The organism is Veillonella sp. 20925_1_51 (assembly GCF_041431445.1).
In the GTDB taxonomy this organism is placed as follows: domain Bacteria; phylum Bacillota; class Negativicutes; order Veillonellales; family Veillonellaceae; genus Veillonella; species Veillonella nakazawae.
The window spans coordinates 185,867-209,820 of the sequence record NZ_JAPVXT010000001.1; the positions used below are offsets into that span (position 1 = coordinate 185,867).

Annotated in this window: 22 protein-coding genes; 21 read left to right on the top strand and 1 reads right to left on the bottom strand. The window is 36.2% G+C overall.

What is annotated here, in order from left to right; all coding sequences use genetic code 11:
- Positions 1–16: 16 nt before the first annotated feature.
- The 11 genes from nusA to O3607_RS00900 are packed head-to-tail and all read left to right on the top strand — an operon-like array spanning position 17 to position 10,994.
- Complete coding sequence (nusA, locus tag O3607_RS00850; protein WP_178885094.1) at positions 17–1,093, top strand: transcription termination factor NusA; 1,077 nt, start codon at positions 17–19, stop codon at positions 1,091–1,093.
- A gap of 2 nt (positions 1,094–1,095) precedes the next feature.
- Complete coding sequence (gene rnpM / locus O3607_RS00855; protein ID WP_105085510.1) at positions 1,096–1,365, top strand: RNase P modulator RnpM; 270 nt, start codon at positions 1,096–1,098, stop codon at positions 1,363–1,365.
- 12 nt (positions 1,366–1,377) lie between these two features.
- A complete protein-coding gene (locus tag O3607_RS00860) occupies positions 1,378–1,683 on the top strand; it encodes a ribosomal L7Ae/L30e/S12e/Gadd45 family protein (RefSeq protein WP_213467774.1) in 306 nt (101 codons plus the stop codon).
- A 15-nt stretch (positions 1,684–1,698) separates the two neighbouring features.
- Positions 1,699–4,164: a translation initiation factor IF-2 gene (gene infB, locus O3607_RS00865; protein WP_349224319.1), complete on the top strand. Its 2,466-nt coding sequence runs from the start codon at positions 1,699–1,701 to the stop codon at positions 4,162–4,164.
- Between the two features lie 9 nt (positions 4,165–4,173).
- A complete protein-coding gene (rbfA, locus tag O3607_RS00870) occupies positions 4,174–4,530 on the top strand; it encodes a 30S ribosome-binding factor RbfA (protein WP_005386857.1) in 357 nt (118 codons plus the stop codon).
- Positions 4,531–4,547: 17 nt separating this feature from the next.
- Positions 4,548–5,492 carry a bifunctional oligoribonuclease/PAP phosphatase NrnA gene (locus O3607_RS00875; protein WP_005386856.1) on the top strand — a complete coding sequence of 315 codons (945 nt, stop codon included), beginning with the start codon at positions 4,548–4,550 and terminating at the stop codon, positions 5,490–5,492.
- Positions 5,492–6,433 (top strand): tRNA pseudouridine(55) synthase TruB, encoded by a 942-nt coding sequence (locus O3607_RS00880; protein WP_295219801.1) that lies wholly within the window; start codon positions 5,492–5,494, stop codon positions 6,431–6,433. The genes O3607_RS00875 and O3607_RS00880 overlap by 1 nt, the downstream gene beginning before the upstream one ends.
- 2 nt (positions 6,434–6,435) lie before the next feature.
- A complete protein-coding gene (ribF, locus tag O3607_RS00885) occupies positions 6,436–7,368 on the top strand; it encodes a riboflavin biosynthesis protein RibF (RefSeq protein WP_349224320.1) in 933 nt (310 codons plus the stop codon).
- 13 nt (positions 7,369–7,381) lie between these two features.
- A complete protein-coding gene (locus O3607_RS00890) occupies positions 7,382–8,146 on the top strand; it encodes a shikimate kinase (protein ID WP_105085516.1) in 765 nt (254 codons plus the stop codon).
- The gene (locus tag O3607_RS00895) at positions 8,146–10,299 is read left to right on the top strand and encodes an ATP-dependent RecD-like DNA helicase (RefSeq protein WP_024066673.1); all 2,154 of its coding nucleotides are present in this window, start codon (positions 8,146–8,148) and stop codon (positions 10,297–10,299) included. Before O3607_RS00890 ends, O3607_RS00895 begins: the two co-directional genes overlap by 1 nt.
- Positions 10,299–10,994, top strand: coding sequence for a ComF family protein (locus O3607_RS00900; RefSeq protein ID WP_024066674.1), 696 nt, complete (start codon positions 10,299–10,301; stop codon positions 10,992–10,994). Before O3607_RS00895 ends, O3607_RS00900 begins: the two co-directional genes overlap by 1 nt.
- A gap of 45 nt (positions 10,995–11,039) precedes the next feature.
- Here the strand turns inward: O3607_RS00900 and O3607_RS00905 are convergent, their stop codons facing one another.
- The gene (locus O3607_RS00905; protein ID WP_004693025.1) at positions 11,040–11,642 is read right to left on the bottom strand and encodes an HD-GYP domain-containing protein; all 603 of its coding nucleotides are present in this window, start codon (positions 11,640–11,642) and stop codon (positions 11,040–11,042) included.
- A gap of 896 nt (positions 11,643–12,538) precedes the next feature.
- Between O3607_RS00905 and O3607_RS00910 the strand changes: the two genes are divergently transcribed.
- From O3607_RS00910 to csaB, 10 genes are all read left to right on the top strand, one after another.
- Complete coding sequence (locus tag O3607_RS00910; protein WP_024066675.1) at positions 12,539–13,345, top strand: basic amino acid ABC transporter substrate-binding protein; 807 nt, start codon at positions 12,539–12,541, stop codon at positions 13,343–13,345.
- An 11-nt stretch (positions 13,346–13,356) separates the two neighbouring features.
- Positions 13,357–14,013, top strand: a complete 657-nt coding sequence (locus tag O3607_RS00915; RefSeq protein WP_024066676.1) for an amino acid ABC transporter permease — start codon at positions 13,357–13,359, stop codon at positions 14,011–14,013.
- Positions 14,010–14,729, top strand: coding sequence for an amino acid ABC transporter ATP-binding protein (locus tag O3607_RS00920; RefSeq protein WP_024066677.1), 720 nt, complete (start codon positions 14,010–14,012; stop codon positions 14,727–14,729). The genes O3607_RS00915 and O3607_RS00920 overlap by 4 nt, the downstream gene beginning before the upstream one ends.
- Before the next feature lie 522 nt (positions 14,730–15,251).
- Positions 15,252–15,449, top strand: a complete 198-nt coding sequence (locus tag O3607_RS00925; protein WP_005386847.1) for a cold shock domain-containing protein — start codon at positions 15,252–15,254, stop codon at positions 15,447–15,449.
- A 240-nt stretch (positions 15,450–15,689) separates the two neighbouring features.
- On the top strand, positions 15,690–16,217 hold the full coding sequence (gene hpf / locus O3607_RS00930; protein WP_024066679.1) for a ribosome hibernation-promoting factor, HPF/YfiA family: 528 nt from the start codon (positions 15,690–15,692) through the stop codon (positions 16,215–16,217).
- Positions 16,218–16,433: 216 nt separating this feature from the next.
- Positions 16,434–18,869 (top strand): preprotein translocase subunit SecA, encoded by a 2,436-nt coding sequence (gene secA, locus O3607_RS00935; RefSeq protein WP_119208227.1) that lies wholly within the window; start codon positions 16,434–16,436, stop codon positions 18,867–18,869.
- Positions 18,870–18,990: 121 nt separating this feature from the next.
- Positions 18,991–20,098, top strand: a protein-coding gene (gene prfB / locus O3607_RS00940; RefSeq protein ID WP_285364211.1) for a peptide chain release factor 2 whose coding sequence is annotated in 2 segments (ribosomal slippage) — positions 18,991–19,047 and positions 19,049–20,098 — 1,107 coding nt in all. Because the reading frame shifts where the segments join, the coding sequence is not laid out codon by codon here.
- Between the two features lie 8 nt (positions 20,099–20,106).
- Positions 20,107–20,802, top strand: a complete 696-nt coding sequence (locus tag O3607_RS00945; RefSeq protein WP_024066682.1) for an LmeA family phospholipid-binding protein — start codon at positions 20,107–20,109, stop codon at positions 20,800–20,802.
- 12 nt (positions 20,803–20,814) lie between these two features.
- Positions 20,815–22,857, top strand: coding sequence for a DUF5693 family protein (locus O3607_RS00950; protein WP_024066683.1), 2,043 nt, complete (start codon positions 20,815–20,817; stop codon positions 22,855–22,857).
- Positions 22,850–23,950: a polysaccharide pyruvyl transferase CsaB gene (csaB, locus tag O3607_RS00955; protein WP_285364207.1), complete on the top strand. Its 1,101-nt coding sequence runs from the start codon at positions 22,850–22,852 to the stop codon at positions 23,948–23,950. The genes O3607_RS00950 and csaB overlap by 8 nt, the downstream gene beginning before the upstream one ends.
- Positions 23,951–23,954 lie beyond the last annotated feature (4 nt).

A 23,954-nucleotide genomic window follows, 5' to 3' on the forward strand; every position in this document is an offset into this window, starting at 1 on the left:
ATATGGAGGCATACGAGTGAGTCAAGAATTAATTCAAGCGGTAATGGTGCTTACAAAGCAAAAAGGTTTTGCTCCTGAGGTTATTTTTGAATCCTTAGAGGCTGCATTGTTGCAAGCATATCGCAAAGAACCAACATCTAATCCAGATGCGTACGTTGTGATTGACCGTGAAACAGGCGTTTACAAAGTAATGGCTAAAAAACAAGTAGTAGAAACTGTGGAATTGCCAGAAACAGAAATTAGCTTGTTAGAAGCGCGCAAAATTGACAAACGTTTTGAAGTTGGCGACGTAGTAGAAGTCGATGTTACTCCAGCTAACTTTGGCCGTAGTGCTGCCCATACTGCAAAACAAATGCTTATTCAACGTTTGAAAGAGGCTGAACGCAGCGTAGTATATGAAGAATACTATAGCCGTGAAGGCGATATCATTACTGGCGTTATTACACGTGTTGAAGGTAAAAATGTATTTATCAATTTAGGTAAAACAGAAGCAATCTTGCCTCCTACTGAGCAAATTGCTACAGAAACATATCGCGAAGGAGATCGTATTAAATGCTATATCGTAGAGGTTAAGAAAACTACGAAAGGGCCTCAAATCATGATTTCCCGCACACATCCTGGTTTATTAAAACGCCTCTTTGAGTTAGAGGTACCAGAAATTTATGAAGGTGTGGTAGAGCTTAAATCCGTAGCTCGTGAGCCAGGTATGCGTTCTAAGATTGCTGTTTATAGCCGTGATGAAAATGTTGACCCAGTAGGTGCTTGCGTAGGTCCTAAAGGTCAACGTGTACAACATATCGTTGATGAGTTACATGATGAAAAGATTGATATCGTTAAATGGGATGAAGATCCAGCAATTTATATCGCAAACTCTTTGAGTCCAGCAAAGGTTGTATCTGTTGATGTAAGTGAAGAAGAAAAATCCTCTTACGTTGTAGTTCCTGATTATCAATTATCCTTAGCAATTGGTAAAGCTGGTCAAAATGCTCGATTAGCAGCCAAATTAACTAACTGGAAAATCGATATTAAGAGTGAAACTCAAGCAGCTGAAGAACCTTTTGCAGGTTTTGGCAATGCTGAGGATGGAGAATAGTCATGAAACCGAAATCCCAACCTATGCGCACCTGTGTAGGATGTGGTGAGCCAAAGGTAAAACGTGAATTGATTCGTGTAGCCTTGAGCCCAGACGGTAATATTAGTATTGATCGCACTGGTAAAGCACCAGGACGTGGAGCCTATCTATGTGAATCCATGTCGTGCTTTGAACAAGCCTATAAGGCAAAACGATTAGAACGGTCATTAAAGCATAGTGTATCGAAAGAGATATACGAAGCGTTACAACGTGATTTACAAGAGCATGAGTAATCACTGATATACATGAATGAAGATAAAATTTTGAATCTCTTAGGTTTAGCACAACGAGCAGGCAAAGTTATTTCTGGTGATTTTATCGTAGAAAAGGCTATAAAGAGAAAGGAACCAAAATTGGTACTTCTCGCTGGTGACTGTGCAACCAACAATGAAAAGAAATATACTCAATTAGCAGAGACACATCAGATTCCACTTCATAGTATTGCCAATAAAGAGGCGTTAGGAACGGCCATTGGTAAAGAAGTTAGGGTAGTAGTCGCCGTACTAGATGATGGATTTGCAAAGGCAATAGTAAAAGAGATTGATCGATAATAAGGGGGTATGTAGATGTCCAAAAAGCGCGTCCATGAAATCGCCAAAGAGTTCGGCGTAGAAAGTAAGCAGGTCATTTCTATTTTGCAACAACATAATGTAAATGTTACGAAAGCAGTTAATTCTGTAGATGATTCCGGTTATGAAATTGTAAAAAAACAATTGAGTAAGAAATCTGAAGCACCTAAAGTAGCACAAAAAACAGAACAAAAAGTAGAACAAAAATCTGCTCCAACTGCAGCTCATAAACAAGAAGCTGCACCACATAAACAACAACATCCAAATCGTTCTAACGAACAGAAAAAGGATAATCGTAAACAAGGTGGTCAAAAACAAGACGATCAATCTAAACAAAATGACTATAAAAAGGGCAATGTACGTCATGTACAAATCTCTGAACCTACACGTAAATCCGAAGGTAACCAACAATCTGGTGACCGCGCTAATAACCGCCCTAATAACAATAATAACCGCAATAATGACAACCGCAATAATAACGGTCGTCCTAATGATGCGCGTAATAATGATAATCGCAATAACGACAATCGAAACAATGATAACCGCAATTCTAATAACAATGATCGTCGTAACAAGAAAAATAAAAAAGGCGGTAATAACCGTCCTCAATCCTTGTTATCTACATCTATGCAAAAGAAAAAGAATCGCGTAAAACATCGTAATGAACAGTACTTACAACAAAAAGCTGAGGCTGAACGTAAGGCTGAAGCAGCGATTGCTACGGAAATCGAATTATCCGGTCCTTTAACAGTTAAAGAATTAGCTGAAAAAATGGGCCGCGAAGTATCTGAAATCATCAAAAAGTTGATGCTTCTAGGTGTTATGGCTAGCATTAACCAAGAGGTTGACGTTGATACTGCTACAATCGTAGCTGAAGAATTTGGTGTAACTGTAACAGAAGTAGAACCTGAAGAAGATCCTACTGATATCATCGAAATCGAAGATGCACCAGAAACATTAAAACCTCGTCCTCCAGTTGTTACTATCATGGGTCACGTTGACCATGGTAAAACATCCTTGTTGGACGTAATTCGTCAAACTAATGTAACAGCTGGCGAAGCAGGTGGTATTACTCAACATATCGGTGCTTACCAAGTTCGTTATAACGACAATAAAATTACATTCCTTGATACTCCTGGCCATGAAGCGTTTACAGCTATGCGTCTTCGCGGTGCTAAATCTACAGATATCGCAGTTCTCGTTGTAGCTGCTGATGATGGTGTAATGCCGCAAACTATTGAAGCCATAAACCATGCTAAATCTGCAGATGTACCTATTATTGTTGCTATCAACAAAATGGATAAACCAGGTGCTAACCCAGACCATGTTAAACAACAATTGTCTGAACATGGCCTTTTACCAGAAGAATGGGGCGGCGATGTAATCATGGTTCCAGTTTCTGCGAAACAAAAACAAGGTATCGACGACTTGCTCGAAAATATCTTGCTCGTAGCAGAAGTTATGGAATTAAAAGCGAACCCTAACCGTAAAGCTTACGGCGTAGTTATCGAGGCTCAACTTGATAAAGGTCGTGGTGCTGTATGTACCGTATTAGTACAAAAAGGTTCCCTTCGTGTAGGTGATACTGTACTTGCTGGTACTGCTTATGGTAAAGTACGCGCCATGACAAATGAACGCGGTGAAAAGGTAAAAGTAGCTCGTCCTTCTATGCCAGTTGAAATCTTGGGCTTCTCAGAAGTTCCACAAGCTGGTGAAATCATCAATGGTATGGATGATAACGAAGCACGTGCAATCGCAGAAAAACGTATTGCTAAACAACGCGTTCAAGAATTGCAAGCTACTCACAAAGTTACATTGGATGATATCTTCAACCAAATTCAACAAGGTGAGTTAAAAGATCTTAATATCATCATTAAAGCAGACGTTCAAGGCTCTGTAGAAGCATTACGTCAATCCTTGGAAGGCATTAAAAACCCTGAAGTACGTATCGTTATCGTTCATGCTGCAGTAGGTGCTATTAATGAATCCGATATCATGTTGGCTTCTGCATCTAATGCAATCGTTATGGGCTTCAATGTACGTCCTGATGCTAATGTACGTCGCGCTGCTGAGAATGAAAAAGTTGACCTTCGTACATATCGCGTAATCTACGATGCTATTAATGACGTTGAGTCTGCGATGCGTGGTATGTTGGCTCCTCAATTTAAAGAGGTTGTCGTTGGTCGTGCCGAGGTACGTCAAGTTATTTCTACACCTAAAGCTATCGTTGCCGGTTCTTATGTAACAGAAGGTCGTATTACTAACGATTCTGAAGTACGTTTGATCCGTGATGGTATTGTTGTATTTGAAGGTAAGGTTGACTCTTTACGTCGATTCAAAGACGAAGTAAAAGAAGTTAAAACATCCTTCGAATGTGGTATCTCCTTAGAAGGTTACCGCGACATCAAGGAAGGCGACGTAATTGAAGCGTACTTGATGGAAGAAGTTGCACCTCAAATATAGGAGGTTTATATGAGTGACGTTCGTGTCAGAAAACTACAAGAATTCATCAAACAAGAGGTAAGTCAAATGTTGATGCGTGGATTGAAAGATCCTCGCATCGGCTTTACTACTATTACCGATGTTCATGTAACCGGTGATTTACGAGAGGCTACAATTTACGTTTCCTTGTTTGGTTCCGATAAGGAAAAAGAAGATACTCTTATCGCTTTAAAGCATGCAGCAGGCCATATTCGTACTGAGCTTGGCAAAGTACTTAAGTTGCGCCATATTCCTTCTATCACATTTGATAAGGATACGTCTTTAGACTATAGCATGCATATTGAATCCCTTTTGAATGAAATCAAAAAGGACGAAGAAAAAAATTAACACAAAGGATAGAGAACATGAGTAAGATTACTATCAATCAATTACATGTGGCTCTGTGTGAAGCTAATTCTATTATGCTAACCGTCCATGTTAGACCCGATGGTGATGCTATCGGGTCCATGGTGGCCTTTTACGAAGCCCTTGTAGGGCAAGGTAAAACTGTATATATGGTAGTGGATGATGTAGTTCCTGAAAAGTACTCATTCTTACGATATACGGACCACATCCATGATGTAGCGTATTTTGAAACAAATCCTGTTGATATTGATATGCTAATGGTATTGGATGCTAGCACGTATGAGCGAATTGGCAAAGTAGGTGCACTATGGAGTGCACCTATTTTTAATATAGACCACCATATTTCTAATACGGAGTTTGCGGATCATCTATATTTAAAGCCTAATTTTGCTGCTACTGGTGAAATTATTACCTATTTATGTACAAAATGGAATTGGCCTATCACTGAGTCTATGGGCACTGCATTATATATGGCTATTGCTACAGACTGTGGCTTCTTTAAGTTCAGTAATACCACAGCCAATACTTTAGAAATGGCTGCAAAATGTGTAGCAGCTGGTGCTAGACCTAATGTTATTTCTGAAACGATTGAAGCTGTGTCTGCCAGTCGTCTTGAATTAACAAAACAAGTTATGCAAACTATCGAGTTTTACAAGAATAACACCGTGGCTACAATCGAGTTGAATCGTGAAGCCATGACAATTCTTGGGGATGATACGGATGGTTTTGTAGATATTATTAGAAACGTTGATACTGTTGATATAGCTATTTTATTAAAAGCTGAAGCTGATGATAGAACGCGGGTAAGCTTGCGTTCTAAAGGAACTGACGTGAATGCTATAGCTAGCAATTTTGGCGGTGGCGGACATATTCGAGCTTCCGGTTGTACCATTAATTTACCATTACAGGAAGCAAAGCAAGCTCTTATTGAGGTGATTAAATAATGGATGGCGTTTTACCATTTTTAAAACCTCCTGGAATAACAAGCCATGATGCTGTTGCCATTTGTCGCCGCATTTTAAAAGAGAAGCGCATAGGGCATAGTGGTACTTTAGATCCTATGGCATATGGTGTATTGCCAGTATTTCTTGGTAAGGCTACGCGACTCATTGAATATACTGATGGTTTTGATAAAACCTATGTGGCAGAATGTAAATTTGGGACTTTTACAGATACTGAAGATAGTTCAGGTCAACCAGTATTGCCTGATAATGACATGGTATTGCGAGATGGTGTTCTATTAAATGAATCGTCTCAAAGTTCAGAACTTTCTGATGCTATAGTAAAACCAACTTTTGAAGAATTAGTTAATACATTGAATACGTTCTCTGGAGTTCAAAATCAGAGACCATCAAAATATTCCGCTATTAAAGTAAATGGTATTCGTGCTTATGAATATGCCCGTAAAGGTATTTCTGTAGAATTGCCATTACGGAAAATTCATATAAAAAATATTGAGCTTGTGGCGTATGGCTTTCCATATTTTACAGTTCGTGTAACATGCTCTGGAGGCACTTATATTCGTTCATTATTACGTGATATATGTGTTTCATTAGGTATACCAGGAACGATGACATCTTTGGCGCGTACTCAAGTAGGGCCCTTTGATATTGGTTCTGCAAAAATGGCTGAGGAACTGATGATTCATGGTGAAAGCCTATTGTTACCAACGGATACAGCAGTTTCACATCTTTCAAAAGTAACGGTAAATAGTGTACAATTAAAGATGATGGTTCAAGGTAAACAATTATCTATTGATAGTGAATTTTCCAATACCAAACCAGATCATTATTATAGAGCCTATGGTCCTCATGGATTCATTGGTATTATGAAACGAACAAACCACACATTAAAGGTGGAAAAAAATATTTTTATTGAAGGATAAGTATGAAGCAATTACATTCGTTTGATGAACTACGTCAAATCAAAGATACAAAAGTATATGCCCTAGGTACCTTTGATGGCATTCATCGAGGTCATCAACGAGTTATACGGAAGGCTGTTGAAGAAGCTGCATCAGTTAATGGTGTTAGCATTATCATTACCTTTGAACATCATCCGTTGACAATTCTACATCCAGAACGTGTTCCGAAGAGGGTTATTCAAGAAGAGGTTATGGATACCGTTCTTGATGATTTGAATGTAGATTATATTTTGCGATTACCTATGAATGAAGAACTACTTCAAATGAGTGCTGATGAATTTTTAGATGCTCTTTGTACGGATATGAATGTTCAAGCCATCGTAATAGGTGAGAATTTTACATTCGGTGCAAAAGGATTAGGTAATCCTACATATATGAAACAAGCATTGGCTGATAAGCATATACAAGTCCTAGTACAGCCTTTATTGCCTTGTGATGGTCTTAGTACACCTATTTCAAGTACTGAAATCAGAAAAGCGATTCGAGAAGGGCGTTTAGAAGATGCCACGCATTGGCTTGGAAGACCATTTCAATTTAAAGGGACTGTTATAAAAGGTGATCAACGAGGACGTACATTAGGGTTTCCTACTTTAAATCTATTACTTCCTAATGAAATGGCTACACCTCCAGATGGAGTGTATGCTAATCGCGTGTGTATTGATGGTACTTGGTATGATGGGGTAGGTAATATTGGGGATAATCCTACCTTTAAAAATCAGTACCATAGATGCGAAGTACATCTGTTTAACTTTGACCAAGATATATATGGAAAAACAGTTCTTGTACAATTTATTTCCTATATTAGAGGCGAAGTTAAATTTAATAACTTACAAGATCTTATTGATCAAATGAAGGTGGATGAAGAACAGGCTTTAGCTATTTTGGCTAATGCATAATAAGGGGGTTCTCATGGATATTAAAGAAGCTCGTAAACAAATAGATAGCATTGATGCTGTATTAGTCGCTGAATTTGAAAAAAGACTATCTTTAATCAAAGAAATTGGTAAATATAAAGATGAACATCATTTACCCTTAGTAGATGAAGCGCGTGATGAAAGTATTGTTGCATTGCATACTGCAAATTGCAAAGATAAAACGTTATCACCGTATGTTGAAAATTATATAAAGACTGTTGTTTCTATGAGCAATGAGTTTTTAAAAGAGCATATGCATAAGCATATTTTTCTCATCGGTATGCCAGGAGCTGGTAAGACTACAGTTGGTAAAATGTTAGCCAAGGAATTGGGCCGAGACTTTTACGACTTAGATCAAACAATTCAAGATAAAGTAGGGAAATCTGTACAAAATATTTATATTTATGATGGTAAAGATGCTTTCAGCGAGTATGAATACAGTACAATTAAAGAACTAATTCATAATAAGCCATCTGTTATTGCTACCGGTGGTGGTACTGTTACCTATGACAAAACAGTAAAGTTAATGCGCAATAATGGTCTTGTTGTATTTGTTAACCGCGATGTAAATCATATCCTAGATGATTTGGATCTTGAAATTCGTCCACTTGTTAAAGAAAGCATTGAGTATATCTTTAATGTATATGAAGAACGATACCCTTTATATGAAGAAGTGGCACATATTAAAATCGGTAATGAAGGCAGCATTACCGATGCGGTACAAGAAATTATTGAAGCCTTACCTAATACGGAGAAATAATGGATGCTATACGAGGATTTGTATACCGAACTATATATGAAAATACACAACGTACGTATTGCGTGTTTGTCCTTAAAGATTATAATGAGGAATACATTACTTGTACTGGTAAATTTGAGTCTCCTAAAGAGGGGGAAGATATCGAAGTTCGCGGCCGTTATGTAGAACATGAAAAATATGGTCGACAATTTGATGCTACTAGTGTAGAGAAGTTAAAACCTGATAATATGGGTGCTGCAAAGACCTACTTAATGAACTTAGGGATTAAAGGTTTTGGTGAAAAGTCCGTAGAAAAGGTACTTGATTATTTTGGTGTTCGTATATTAGAAATTTTACGAGAGGAACGTCCTGAAGAAATTAAGGATGTTCCTGGTCTTCGAAAAAGTATTAAGGATGAACTATTTAATACGTTACTTGGTGAAGGTATTTTATCCGATTTAAATCACTTTTTTGAAAGTCACCATATTTCGTCTAAATGGAGTCGAACTGTATACACTTATTACGGTGTTCAGTCTGTGGCTGTTATTGAAGATAATCCTTATACTTTGTTACGTGTAGCACCAGATATGCTCTTTGGTACGGCTGATACACTGGCGGAACATTTAGGTATTACTGGCAGTGACTCTCGCCGTTTAGAGGCTAGTTTAGAATGGATTTTACGCAGTTTAGATAATCAAGGTCATACTTGTTTGCCCGTAGATCAACTTATTGGCCGTTTAGATGATCTGTTACAAACTGATGCAGATGATATTGCTAACTTTATTGAAGGTCTTTTGGAGCAAGGTGCTTTATATAGTACTTATTATGAAGATATCTTATATATTTATCCTCCAGAAATGTACGTGTCTGAAGTAGAAAGCGTTCATTATACAAAGGATTTTTTATTAGAGGCAGATCCAATTTCTCTAGATATTCCAAGTTTTATAGAGAAATTTGAAGCAGATAATCATATTACATTTGGTGATGCTCAAAAAGAGGCTATTCAGTTATCCTTCTTTGAAAAGTTTTCTCTTATTACTGGTGGCCCTGGTACGGGCAAAACAACGATTATTAAGGCTTTAGTAAAAGGGTTCCAACTTGGTGGATTAGGTCGTATTATCTTATGTGCCCCTACGGGGCGTGCTGCAAAACGACTTACAGAGGCTACCGAGTTTGAAGCAACAACGATACATCGCTTATTAGTGCCTGTTCAGGGCAGTGATTCTTATGACTTTACTAAGAATGAAGATGATCCTTTAGATATAGATGTTATTATCATTGATGAAGCATCTATGCTCAATGTACGTTTATTCTATTCGTTAATGGCAGCTATTCCAAAGGAAGCTCATGTTATTATCGTAGGTGACGTAGATCAATTACCACCTATTGGAGCAGGCTTTGTATTAAAAGATTTGCTCGATAGTGACTGTGTGCCTTATACGCGACTTAACCAGATTTATCGACAAAGTTCTGGTAATACTATTGTAGAAAGCGCCTATGCTATTAACCGTGGTGAAATGCCAAAACTTGATAGTCTAAGTGAAGAGTTTTCCTTTATACCTGTTAAGTCTTACGATATGATGATGAAAGCTATCATAGATGTATATAAGCGAGAACAGGAGCATATTGAGGATGAATTAGATATTCAAATTATTTCTCCTATGCGACGTGGTGAAGCTGGAAGTACACTCATTTCTCAGTATGTACAACAAGCAGTTAATCCTCCAGATAGTTTAAAAGGGGAAGCACGCGTTAATGGTATTACATACCGTGTAGGGGATAAAGTTATCCAAATCCTCAATGATTATGAGTTAGAAGTCTTTAATGGTGAGATTGGAATTATATATGCCATTACACGGACAGATATTTGTATCCGATTTATCCATAAAGAGGTTCGTCTACCTATCGACGAAGCACATATGATTATGCCAGCTTATGCTATTACGGTTCATAAGAGCCAAGGTAGCGAGTATGGTGTGGTTATCATTCCATTTGTTCCACGTTATGGTGGTATGTTGCAACGTAATTTGTTGTACACTGCTGTTACACGAGCTAAACGGAAGGTTATTATCGTTGGTACAACGAGCGCTATAGAACGTGCTGTACGTACTGTAAACGGTGATGAACGATATACATTGTTTAAAGAACGACTACAAGGGAGATGTGATTCGTAATGAGTCTTTGGGATTTCCTATTTCCACCTGTATGTCCTCATTGTGGGGCCTCTGTAGCAACACAAGGGGATTGGTGTAAATCTTGTTTTACTGATCTACTGCATATTCGTCATGTACCAAACAAATTTCTACATTATGTAGAGGATGTATGTGTCTTGGCTGAATACCGTGGTGGTTTAAAGTCTATAATTTACGATGTAAAATTCAACGAAAAAAAGGAGCAGTCCAAAGGGGCTGCTCCTTTTTTAGCATCGTACAACCTTTACATGAAATATGATGAGTTTCATATTGTTAATAACAAGTGCTCTGTTATTTATGATTATATTATTCCTGTTCCGTCTAGCGAAAGGAAAAAAGCTAAGAGAGGATATAACCAAGTTGATTTATTTTTTACCAAGTGGGCTAAATCTTTACAAAATATAGATAATAAACATTTTGCTTGGTTAGACTGTTTGTACAAATTTGACACTTCTAATGATATGTGGGCGTTAACGAATAAGGAACGACATCAAAATATTGAGGAGGCCTTTGTCATTGGCGCTAACTATAAAGATATTGAATTAAAGGATAAGACAATACTTATCGTAGATGATATATATACTACAGGGGCTACAATTGAAGCCGTCGCAAAGGTCATTAGAACATATAAACCTTGTAAAATTGATGCATTAACATTAGCTAGCGGTAGTTTTTAAGTATATAAAAAGCGTTCACCTTATGGTGAACGCTTAATCATGAGACTAACCAAGAACATCGATAAATGCTTTTACTACATCTGGATCGAAAAGGGAGCCAGATGCACTAAAGAGTTCTTCTTTTGCTTTAGCTTTAGTTTTTGCCCAAAATTCAGTAGAAGGATTCACTGTTGTATCGTAATAATCTGCTACAGCGATAATTCTAGCTCCTAATGGGATATTAGCACCACGTAAATGTTTAGGATAACCAGATCCATCCCATTTTTCGTGGTGATAACGAATATAAGGTAAGATTTGTTGACAACATGGGTAGTTTTCAATCATATTGGCACCACTAGCAGCATGTTGTTTATACTTGGACATTTCTTGCTTATTAAGATATGGAGATTTTTGAATTAATGCATTAGGTACCATTAAAAGCCCTACGTCATGAAGTAAAGCTGCGTGGCGAATTTGCTCAATTTCATTTAATGGTAACCCCATCTTAGCAGCAATACTAACTGCATAGTTTGAAACTTGGATAGAATGAGTGTATAAATGATAGCTCTTCATTTGTATCATTTGTAAGAGCTGAGCACTAATGGCTTCTAAACTGTCCTTCTCCAGTTCGTACAACCCTGATGGTTGCATTAATGATAACATAAACATAATAAACCCCTTTAACTAACATGTAGAACATATGGTACAACCCCTCGTACTTATGTTCATATCGTACAACTTTAGGCCGTTCTTATTTAATAGTATACAAATTATACACCATAAATAATGTTTTGTGTATGATACGTATGTTCTGTTATACATGTTGTATTCATATTTAGCATACTAAAAATAATTGACATTTTAGGAATGCACTAAATATAGTACCTTGAAATATTAATTTTATAAATATTAAAATAATATGAAGAATATTTTAGGTTTTCTATTACAATTTTCTATACATCGGAAAAAAGGGGTTGCAAAATTTGTTCTCATTTCAATGAGAAATAAACGTTAATATGTTCGATAAAGATAAAAGTTTTGTATATTTTATTAAATTATATGTCTTCGTAAATCTAGACATGAATTATGTTATTCTTTATAATACGTCTATACGGGTCTGTGGTTGAAAGTCGATGCCAGTCGCAGGCAAAACGATCCACATAAGCAACCCAAGGGGTTGTGAGCATGGTGCGGCTTAGGTGTAAGTCCTGCCGGTAAAACCGAGAGGAGTAGTAGTGGGGAGTCTCGGACTTATGAGCGAACCTTCCAGCAGGCGAGTGTGGGGGCAAAGACCAGGTCAGCCGTATACGGGCACATGAGGCTTTTCTCATGTGCTTTTTTCTTTTTATACATCTGTATATTAAAAAATCTATAGAAAACCACTACCTATGGGAAAGTTATTATACATTGATATTATAATTATACAATGAGTGCATAAAAATAAAATGTAAATATAGTAATTTATTGATATCTAAGGATTTTCTATACAAAATTGTTGACATAATTATACTAAGTGATATACTAGTGTAATAAAAATAGTTAGTTTAGTGAACGAGGATGATTTGATGTTAAATAGGAAGTTAAAAAAATTAATCATTGGTGGTTGTATGTTAGTAATGGCTGGTACTGTAATTGGCGGTTGTGGAACTTCTACACAAACAACTTCTAATAAATTAATCGTTGGTACTAATGCCACATTTGTTCCATTTGAATTTAAAGATGAAAAAACTCAAGACTATACAGGCTTTGATATTGAATTTATTCGTGCCATCGGTAAGCGTATCAATAAAGATGTAGAGCTTAAGAATATTGCCTTTGATGCTTTAATTCCAGCGTTAAATACACATGATATTGATGTAGCAGCATCTGGTATGACTATTACAAAAGCTAGAAGTGAAAAGGTGTTATTCTCTTCTCCATATTATGAAAATGCACTTGCTGTAGTATATAAAGATGGTGCCAATATTACATCCCTTGATGATCTTAAAGGTAAAAAGATTGCTGCTCAATTAGGTACAACTGGTGCTGATTTAGCTCATAAAATTGAAGGTACTACTGTAAAAGAGTTTGACCATAGTAATGAAGCTTTGTTAGAATTACAAAATGGCGGTGTTGATGCAACTGTAATTGACTTGCCGGTGGCTCAATATTATAGTACTAAACATCCAGACCAACATATTAAATTTATGGCATATCCAAATACGAAAGAATATTTGGGCTTAGCAATCAATAAAGACAACAAAGATTTGCAAGAACAAATTAATAAAGCAATCGCCGATATGAAGGCCGATGGTGAATTTAATACATTATATAAAAAATGGTTTAATGTAGATGCACCAGCTGATATGCCAGTAGTGTTAGAATTTAAATAATAGGAGAGATCATGAGTTTTAATTGGGGGTTAATTGCGGATAATTTACCGCTTTTATTACAAGGTGCACTTGTAACCGTTGAAATTACAGCCATGTCTGTAGGCTGTGGTTTCTTTATCGGTCTATTAGTTGCCATAGCAAATTTATCTAAATTTACTGTAGTTAGATTATTAGCAAAATGCTATGTAGATATCATTCGTGGTACACCACTATTGGTACAAATCTTCTTGATTTACTTTGCATTGCCAATGATTACTGGCCAACGTATTGATCCATTTATTGCTGCTGTTACTGCATGTAGTATTAACTCTGGTGCTTATGTGTCTGAAATCTTCCGTGCTGGCATTCAGTCTATTGATAAAGGTCAAATGGAAGCGGGGCGATCTCTTGGTTTGACTTGGGGACAAACTATGCGCTATATCATCATGCCGCAAGCTTTCAAAGCAATTATTCCACCATTGGGTAATGAATTTATTGCTATGTTGAAAGACTCCTCATTGGTTTCTGTAATTGGTTTTGAAGAATTGACACGCCGTGGTCAACTAATCATTGCCAAAACATATGCATCATTTGAAATTTGGGGGACAGTTGCTGTTATCTACCTTATTATGACAGTAACAATTTCACAATTGGTTGGTTACCTTGAAAGGAAATATAGCATTAAATGATTAAGTTAGAAAATGTACATAAATCCTTTGGTAAAAATGAAGTATTAAAGGGCATTGATTTACATATCGAAAAAGGTCAAGTTGTAGTTATTATTGGTCCATCAGGTTCTGGTAAAAGTACAGTATTGCGTACTATGAATTACTTAGAAGAGCCTACATCTGGTAAGGTCATTGTAGATGGTATGGATCTTTCAGATAAATCTAAACTTAATGAAGTCCGTACGGAAGTAGGCATGGTATTCCAAAACTTTAATCTTTTCCCACACATGACTGTAATGGAAAATCTGACATTAGCACAAACTAAGGTCCGCAAAACATCTAGTGATGAGGCTAAAAAAATTGGTCAAATTTTATTAGATCGAGTAGGTTTGAAAGATAAAGCAAATGCTTATCCTGACTCTTTATCTGGTGGTCAAAAGCAACGTGTTGCTATAGCTCGTGCTTTAGCAATGAAACCAAAGGTTATGCTCTTTGATGAGCCTACCTCTGCGTTGGATCCAGAAATGGTTCGCGAAGTTCTGGATGTAATGAAGTCTCTAGCCGAAGAAGGTATGACGATGGTTATTGTTACTCACGAAATGGGCTTTGCTAAAGAGGTTGCGGACCGAGTATTATTTGTAGATGGTGGATTAATTCTTGAAGATGATACTCCTGAAAAAGTATTTGATGCACCAACAAATGATCGAACAAAATTGTTCTTATCGAAAATTTTATAATAATAATTTCTAACATAAAAGGAAGTAAATTCTGTTTATAGAGTTTGCTTCCTTTTTTGACTTTTTTTAAAGTTAACTGAATTTGTACATATTAGATTTTATGATATATGAATCTATTTATATCTATTAATATATTTGATAACTTGATGTCAATTCATTCAATTAGCCCCTATACATAAGCCATTCTAGGTATTAATTAATCTATGAAATACGATTATTGCCATAAATATTTGTGATATATAAATATTTTATACATATATATCTTATGATAATAATTTTTAATTCATATAATTTTATGATTATAAAATTATGCAATAAATTAATATGCTGTTCGTAAATATTTATAACATGATAAATAAAGGGTTTTATGTGATTTTTGTAGGGTGGGATACAAATAAGATATCTTTGTATATTCATTAAAAGTGTTAATATTATTGTTTGATATTTTATACATGCTGTGTTATGATACAAGTGTAGTGCAAGACAGTAAGACAATATATATATTTTTAGGAGGATGTTACCATGTTAGGTAAAGTAAAATGGTTCAGCGCAGAAAAAGGTTATGGTTTTATAGAACGCGAAGACGGTAGCGATGTATTCGTACATTACTCTGCAATTCAGGACGAAGGTTTCAAATCTTTGACAGAAGGTCAAAATGTAGAGTTTGATATCGTTGATGGTAACCGTGGCCCTCAAGCTGCTAACGTTGTAAAAGCGTAATTACATACCAAAAAATACATAAAAGCAACATATAGTAAAACTCTGATATCGTATGATATCAGAGTTTTTTTGCTACTACTGAAAGTAATATTTATAATTCTACAAAAAATATAAAAATTTTTTGAAAAAAAGAGGAGTTTTATATGTGAATGTAGAAATACTAAATATAACACGAGAGATAAGTAAAAAAATACTACACACTCGTATCTCGTGGATGATTTTTAGAAAGGGTGTTGACTTATGAAAGTAGCAATCAGAGGTAAAAACATTGAAGTGACAGATGCTCTAAGAGCATACATCGAAAAGAGATTGAGCAAATTAACTCGTTACTTCGATGATGAGTTAGATGCACAAGCGGTTTTATCCGTTGTAAAAGATAAATCTACTGTTGAACTTACATGCTTCGTTAATAAAATTGTTCTTCGTGGTGTAGAAACAAACGATGATATGTATGCGGCTATTGATTTGGTAATAGACAAAATCGTACGTCAAATTCACAAACATAAAACTCGTTTAGCTAAACGCTTTAAAAAACAAGAGGCTTTCCATCCAGAAGCTTTAGCGGCTCCTGTAGAAGAAGAAGCTATCGAAGTTGTAAAACGCAAACGCTTTGCAGTACGTCCTATGGATGTAGAAGAAGCTATTTTACAAATGAATCTTATTGGTCATGACTTCTTTATGTTCTTCAATGCTGAAACAGAAGCAATGAATGTAGTATATCGTAGACATGATGGATTCTATGGCTTGATCGAGCCAGAATTACAATAACCTATAATGTCGGCTGACAATAATCCTAACTCCTTTCTACTTTTTTAATCAGCCGATTATTATACTAAGGTGGATGACCATTTTGAGTCATCCACCTTTTTTATAAAAACCTATAAATAATCGTGAAATGCCTTGAATTCTTTGACTATTCAAGGCATTTTCGTTATAATAAATTAGATAAAATAATGTAAGATGTCCTATAGAGGAGTGATTTGTTTGTTAAGCTTTTTACAAAGGCTATTAGGCAATAATAATGCAAAAGAAATCAAGAAAATGCGTGCTATTGCTGATCATATTAATGAAATTGAACCGAATTATGTTAAATTAAGTGATGCTAACTTAGTAGCAAAAACCGATGAGTTTAAACGTCGTTTGCAAAAAGGGGAAACGTTAGACGACATTTTACCAGAAGCATTTGCCGTAGTTCGTGAAGCGTCTAAACGCGTGTTAGGCATGCGTCATTTTGATGTACAGTTGATTGGTGGTATTTGCCTTCATAGAGGTAATATTGCAGAAATGCGTACTGGTGAAGGTAAAACATTAGTTGCTACATTACCAGTATATCTAAATGCTTTGACAGGCAATGGGGTGCATGTTGTTACAGTAAATGATTATTTGGCGACTCGCGATAGCGAACAAATGGGGCGTTTATATAACTTCTTAGGTCTTTCTACAGGTCTTATTGTAGCTAATCTCGATTTTAACCAACGTAAAGAAGCATATGCATGCGATATTACATATGGTACAAATAATGAGTTTGGCTTTGACTATTTGCGCGATAACATGGTATCTGATGTATCACAAATGGTACAACGTCCATTGAATTATGCAATTGTCGATGAAGTTGACTCCATCCTTATCGATGAAGCGAGAACTCCACTAATTATTTCTGGTCCTGGTCAACGTTCCACAGATAATTACTATAAGTTAGCTAAAATTGTTCCTCATCTAGTGAAAGATGAAGATTATACAATTGATGAAAAACAAAAAACCATTGCACCTACAGATTCTGGTATTGCTAAAGTCGAAAAAATGCTTGGTGTTGAAAACTTGTATGATTCAGAAAATATTGAGTTAAATCATCTACTTGGTGCATCTCTTCGTGCATATGCTATGATGCATCGCGATACTGACTATGTAGTTAAAGATGGTGAAGTTGTTATCGTCGATGAATTCACAGGTCGTTTGATGTTTGGTCGTCGTTATTCCGATGGTTTACACCAAGCAATCGAAGCTAAAGAAGGCTTGAAGGTTGAACGTGAAAGCCAAACATTGGCTTCTGTTACATTCCAAAACTATTTCCGTATGTATAAAAAGCTTGCTGGTATGACTGGTACAGCCAAAACAGAGGAAAAAGAGTTTATCGATATTTACGGTTTGGAAGTATTACCTATTCCTCCAAATAAACCATTGGCTCGTATAGATTTGCCTGATCAAATCTTTAAAACAAAGGCAGCTAAATATCGTGCCGTAGTACGTAATGCTGTAGAACGCCATCAAACTGGTCAACCAATTTTGATTGGTACTACATCTATTACACAATCTGAAGAACTTTCAGATATGTTATTACGTGCAGGAGTACCACATAAAGTATTGAATGCTAAACATCATGAAAAAGAAGCGGAAATTGTTGCAGATGCTGGTCAAATGGGTATGGTGACAATCGCTACAAACATGGCTGGTCGTGGTACTGATATCACACTTGGTGAAGGTGTCCCTGAATTAGGCGGTTTGGCTATCTTAGGTACTGAACGTCATGAAAGTCGCCGTATCGATAATCAGTTGCGTGGTCGTGCTGGTCGTCAAGGTGACCCAGGCTCCTCTCAATTCTTCTTATCCTTAGAAGATGATTTAATGCGTATCTTTGGTGCTGATAATATTACAGGTATCATGGATAAACTAGGCATGGAAGAGGATGAGCCTATTGAGCATTCTTTGATTACTAAATCTATTGAACGTGCTCAAAAGAAAGTAGAAGATCATAACTATAATATTCGTAAATATGTCCTTGAGTATGATGATGTTATGAATCAACAACGTGAAGTATTATACGAACAACGTCGTCGTATTTTACGTAACGAATCCTTACGTGACACAATCAATGAAATGATTGATAAACTTGTTACTGAATCTGTAGATGCTTATGCAGATGAAAAATTATATCCAGAAGAATGGGATTATGAAGGTCTTTATAAGCATTTAAGTCAATATTTCTTAACAGAAGAGATTATGTCCTCTCAAGATATGGAAGAGTATAGCCGTCAAGAATTGTTAGAACGTTTACTTGAAATTGCTCATGCTGAGTATCAAGATCGCGTTGATATGCTTGGTGATGCTATGTTTGGCCAACTTGAAAAGGCTATTATGTTGCGCGTTGTTGATAACAAATGGATGGAACATTTGGATAATATGGATATGTTGCGTGAAGGTATTGGCCTTCGTGCATATGGCCAAAAAAATCCATTGGTGGAATATAAATTTGAAGCCTTTGATATGTTCCAAAACATGATTGCTGCAATTCAAGATGAAACAATCATGGCGTTATACAAAATTCGTGCACAATTGATTCAAGAAATTGAAGAACCAGTTGACCACTTAGAAGGTGCACAACCCCATCATGAAGATGTGTTGGAGCCACAAAACATAGATTAAGATTTGTGAATGGCACGTTGCTCAATGGGATTTCCTTCTGGGCAACGGCCATTTTTCTATTTTATTAAGGTGATAATTTATCGATGTAATAAGCTAATAAGTAAAAGGTGGTGAACATAAATTGTTAGAAGATTTAAAACCGATTATTTCTAATCTTGAAGAACGTATTTATGGAATGAGGGATTCACTTTAACATCGCTCAGAAAGAGGATCGAATCTTTACACTAGATGTACAAATGAGCGACCCTACATTTTGGGACAATCCTGATAAGGCTCGTGAGATTTCTCAAGAGGCTACACAATTAAAGAATGCTGTAGAAAGCTATAAACAACTTGTTAGTGACATCGAAGATGCTAATGTAATGCTAGAGATGGCTATAGAGGAAGATGATCGTTCTCTAGAAGGAGAGATTAAGGATTATGTTCAACAAATAGAAGAAACTGTAGAAAAACAAGAGGTTCTTTTATTGCTTAGTGGTGAGTATGATGCTAATAATGCAATCTTAACATTTCATGCTGGTGCAGGTGGTACAGAAGCACAAGATTGGTGTTCTATGCTCATTCGCATGTACTTACGCTGGGCTGAAAAAGCAGGATTTTCTATTGAATTGATGGACGAACAGCCCGGTGATGAGGCGGGTACTAAATCTGCTACATTTTTAATTAAAGGTGAAAATGCTTTTGGATATTTGAAATCTGAAAAAGGCGTACACCGTCTTGTTCGTATCTCACCATTTGATGCTGCGGCACGTCGTCATACATCCTTTGCTGCTGTTGATGTAATGCCAGAAATTGATGATACAGTAGAAATTAATATAGACATGAAGGATGTACAGGTAGATACATATCGAGCTAGTGGTGCTGGTGGTCAGCATATTAATAAAACAGATTCGGCTGTACGTATGACGCATAGACCAACTGGTATTGTAGTTCAATGTCAATCACAGCGTTCCCAAATGCAAAATAGGGAACAAGCATTACGTTTATTACGAGCAAAATTATTTGAATTAGAATTAGAAAAACAAGCAGAACTTAAAGAGCAAATAGGTGGTACATACCAAGCTATTGAATGGGGCAGTCAAATTCGCTCCTACGTATTCCACCCATATAATCTCGTTAAGGATCATCGTACAGGGGTTGAAACAGGGAATGTACAATCCGTTATGGATGGTAATTTAGATCAATTTATGGAAGGCTTCTTGAAAAAAGAAGCAAATTTAACAGTTTAGGAGTTCTTATGAAAAAGTTTTTACTATTCCTACTAGTGCTGATTATTGCCTTGGCAGCAGCAACACAATTTTTATTACCTTCTTATATTAGTTCTCGTATTGAAAAACAATTAAATGATTCCCTAAAACCATCTGCTCAAACTGTAAATGTTGAGTCTCAACCAGGATTCAAATTACTTTATGGTGAAGCTGATCATGTATACGGTTCTTTAGATGATGTAAAACTTGGTAAATTAAATTTTGCAAACTTCAAATATGATGCAACACAAATTCTAGTGAATCCAATTTCATTATTGGCTAGCCAAGAAATAGATGTTGTTAGAGTAGGAAACTCAAGTATTGACGGTATAGTTACTAATGAAGATTTAGCAACATTTTTAAGCACTCAAGCAGGCAGTGAAATTCAAGATGTACAAGTAAATATTAGTAAAGATAACATTAGTTTAACTGGCAAGATGAATGTAGGTATGGTATTTAAAGGCGCTGTTAAATTAGATGGCAATTTAGAATTAAAGGATAATACTTTATTATTTGCACCTAAGAAATTCACCATTAATGGTGCTACTATCCCAGGTTTAACATCTAATGTACTAGAAGCTACTGAAATCTATAACTTCAATAACTTCCCTATTCCTGTAAAAGCAGAAAGCTTAACTATCGATAATGGTGAAATTCACATTAAAGTTAAACCAGTGCTCAACTAGAAAGGATTTGTCGTGAATCATCGGAACACCCAGAAAAGTAAGTACTCTTGGATTCTTATATTATGTATTTTTGTAGGCCTTATATCCTCTTTATACTTAGTATTTGAACGCCATCAGATAGAAAAATCTCAAAACCATATAGAAAATATCGTAGATTATGATGCTGTTTTACGGGCTAATGCTTTTGAAAAACGTAGTCAACAAGAGGCCTTTGATGCGCTTCGCAATGCAGGTGTAACAGCATTTGCTATTTATGATCGCACCTTAGAAAAAGCGAAAGATGCAGGTCAAGTTAAGGTATTATCTTCCGAAGAAATGGATTCTGTCCGTGTTAATGGGGCATCCGTGAAACATGGTGCAACTTATGTAGCTTTGATTTCTGGTAAAGAAGGCTATTATAAAGAAATTCGGGAAGACTTATATCATCGTATTGGTAAAGATAAAGTAAAAGAGCTCAATACAAGTATTGGTCCGGTTCTTGAGTTATATGGTGCTACTGCAGATAGCTATCTAAAAATGAATCTTGGTATTTCCAAGCTTCAAGCTCAAGAAGTTGCTAATCGTGGATTTAATGTTATTGTTCGACCTACAAATTACAGAAATGTAACGTCTGAAGATCTTCAATATCTATTTAAACGCCTTGAAGGAATTCCACATGTTACTGGTATGATTTTTGCTGGCAAAGAAGCTCTTGGTGCGCCTAACTTAACTGATGAAACCTTAGAATTGTTACATAAAAATCACATTCCTTTAGTTGGTATCGAAGCTGTTAACCAACTTCAATATGAGCCACAACAAGGTTTCTTAGAAATGGCTGCTAAAGAGAATTATAGCGTTGGTCGTGTATATACAATTGCTAAGGACGAATTAAAGAAAATTACTCCTGAAGAAGCCGCACAACGTTTCTATATTAGTGATATTGAACGAAATATTCGTTTCAATTTATTCCCTATGTATGAAGCTGGTGTAAATAATGAAACAGTATTACAAACTACCATTAACTATATTGGTATGACTACTGAAAAATTATCTACAAAAGGTTATGAATTTGGTCCTGCTGATATTTATCCACCATATACACCTAATCCATTGTTAGTAGTTATTACTATGATAGGTGCTATTGCACTGTTTGTTTACGTTGGTCAAATGCTAATTCCAATGCGTAAACATACACAATTGGTCGCATTCTTTGGAATATCTCTTGTATCTGTAGTATTATTCATCATTACAAGTGGCACACTGATTACTCAAATTTGGGCCTTATCTAGTGCTATTATGGCTCCTGTAGGTGCTATGATCCGTTTGATGGAAGAATGGCGTCGTTATGATGGTGCTCGTCCATTAGGTGCTATTAAATCTACCGTATTAGCAGTTCTTTATCTCGTAATTGCTGCACTCTTTGCAGCTATTGGCGGTATGTATATTGCATCTTTGCTAGGAAATACGAAATTCTTTATGGAATTTGCTATCTTTAGAGGTGTTAAGTTAACATTTGTACTTCCAGTTGTATTGGTGATTATCGCTTATTTACAACGTTTCCCATTGTGGAAAGGTCGTATGATTAACTCTAAAGAAGAAGCAAAGAAATTTGTAGTTGAATTTTTAACAATGGATGTTAAGTTCTACGTATTCTTTGTAATGGCTGCTCTTGGTGGTGTGGCATGGGTATTTGTTGGCCGAAGCGGTCATACAGCAGGTGTTCCTGTACCAGGAGTTGAACTCATGCTTCGTCGTTTTCTTGAAAATACAATGTATGCAAGACCTAGAGAAAAAGAGTTCATTATTGGTCATCCTGCATTAATGTTAGCTACATTTGCATTCCTACGCAAATGGCCTACAGTGATCCATTTCTTATTAACTATTGCTGGTGTTATTGGAATAGCGTCTATGGTTGAAACTTTCTGTCATATTAGAACTCCTGTATTCATGTCTATTATGCGTGGATATGATGGTTTGTTAATTGGTGCGCTCTTAGGTTTGCTTCTTATCATTGCTGTTCGTTTCATGATGTATGTAACACAATGGTTCCAAGCTCGGGAGGTTGACCATGAGTAATATTGTTATCTCTGGCTACTATGGTTTTGGTAATGCTGGTGATGAAGCAATGCTTTGTGCTATTATCGATGCCATTCGTAAAGAGGAAGCAGATGCGCATATTACGGTTATTTCTGGTAATCCTACAGAGACGAGCAAAAAGCACAATATTCATGCGGTGGGAACCTTTTCTGCATTCGGTATTCTAAAGGCTATTTCAAATTCTGATTTAGTTATCAGTGGTGGAGGCAGCCTGTTACAAGATGCTACTAGTATTCGCAATACATATTACTACTTAAGTATTATGGCTTTAGCAAAAATGATGGGTAAAAAGGTGATGCTATACTCACAAGGTATTGGACCTTTAAATCGCCCTTCTACAAGGAAAGCTGTTAGCTTTGTTTTGCGTTTTGTTGATACTATAACGGTTCGTGATTCTATTTCTAAATCTGAATTAGATTCCTTAGGAATTGAAGATGTTGAGGTTACGGCTGATGCTGTATTAGCCATGCAACCAGCTGATTTGAATATTGGAAAACGCATTCTAGACGGCTATACATCAAAGCTACCTATATCCACAGAATCTCCAAAAAGAATCGGAGTAGCTGTTCGTAGTTGGAAAGATGATACAGAATACCGTGAATCACTAGCCAATGTCTTAAGTCGACTGCAAGAACAGGATAATGTAGAGATTATATTTATACCTATGTCTCATCCAGAGGATACAAAAGAAGCTAAAATTATTGCTAGTTATATGCCAAAAGGAGCTATTGTTCTTGAAGGACCATTCTCTACAGAGGAACAAGTATCCTTGTCAGGTAATGTAGACCTTATGATTGGCATACGTCTTCATGCATTAGTATTTAGTTCTCTAATGAAGAAACCTGTAATTGGCATTTCCTACGATCCTAAAATCACTAGTTTCTTACATATGATTGGTCAAGAACCAATCGGTACAATGACCCATCTTCGAGAAGAGGCTTTATATCAGAGATGTCATAAGCTCTTAAATTCAAGAGAAGAGTACCAAGCATCTTATGATCGTATTGAAGCGTTGCGTGTTAACTCTCAACGCAATGCAGAAATCGCAATTTCATTACTTAAAAATTATTAATATA